1 protein-coding gene is annotated in these 494 nt (G+C 65.2%); it reads right to left on the bottom strand.

Features of this window, described 5'->3' with window-relative positions; genetic code table 11:
• Window positions 1-61: 61 nt before the first annotated feature.
• A partial coding sequence (locus KDL01_RS41820) for an AAA family ATPase (protein ID WP_212534256.1) occupies window positions 62-494 on the bottom strand: 433 nt, incomplete at its 5' end.

Here is a 494-nt window from a genome sequence, read left to right on the forward strand (position 1 = left end):
CCGCGCCGCGCCGCGCCCACCCCGCCCGCTCTCCCAACCCTGCCTAATCTCCCAGCTCTCCCTACTCTTCCTTCTCTTCGCCGTACTCTTCGCCGTACTCTTCGACAAGCCGACTGACCTGCGCCGCGAGCGACTCCCCGCAGCCGCCACGGTTGTCGAGAAGCAGGTGCGGGACCGGCGGCGGAACCTCCGGCGTCATCCGCTTCAGGAACGCGTCGAACGAAGCAAGCTTTTCCGTATCCCGGGAAGAACCGCGCGAAATCAGCCGAGCACGCAGCGTATCGGCATCGCTCATCACATACACGAGCGTCACCAACGGCCCACCCAGCGCCTCGACCCACGAGGCCCACCGCTCAACCGACCGAATCTGCCCGGTAAACGGCGCGCTCAGCAACACAGGGCAGCCATAAGAGCGAATCTCCCGAGCCCCCGCCGTCAGCCCCGCGTATTCGTGCGCCTTCACATGCGCGTCGTACCAATCCCTGTCTCTTATA

Source organism: Actinospica durhamensis (genome assembly GCF_018139695.1).
In the GTDB taxonomy this organism is placed as follows: Bacteria; Actinomycetota; Actinomycetes; order Streptomycetales; family Catenulisporaceae; genus Actinospica; species Actinospica durhamensis.